This window comes from Leifsonia sp. SIMBA_070, from assembly GCF_046534635.1.
Lineage (GTDB): Bacteria > Actinomycetota > Actinomycetes > Actinomycetales > Microbacteriaceae > Leifsonia.
Window position 1 is genome coordinate 1 of sequence record NZ_JAWRYK010000995.1, and the last position, 233, is coordinate 233.

Sequence of the window (233 nt, forward strand, 5' to 3'; positions counted from 1 at the left end):
GACACCTGCACATCCCGCGGACCACCTGGTACGACGACGTCCGCTTCGAAGAGGTCTCGGTCGGCTATCCCCGCGAATGGAACCGGCGGGGCCTACCCGAACCCCTGCTCCGCAAGATCGCGCCCGACGAGGGCCCGCGGCCCGAGCACCTACCCGAGCACGGGGCCCGGTTCGAATTGCCCCCCGACTATCGGGAGCGAGCCGCCGAGTTCGCAGAACAATTGACGCGCAAG

The 233-nt window shown here is 68.7% G+C and carries 1 protein-coding gene; it reads left to right on the top strand.

Features of this window, described 5'->3' with window-relative positions:
- On the top strand, window positions 1-233 hold a 233-nt coding region (locus tag SB754_RS23150; protein ID WP_410784584.1), incomplete at both ends, for a hypothetical protein.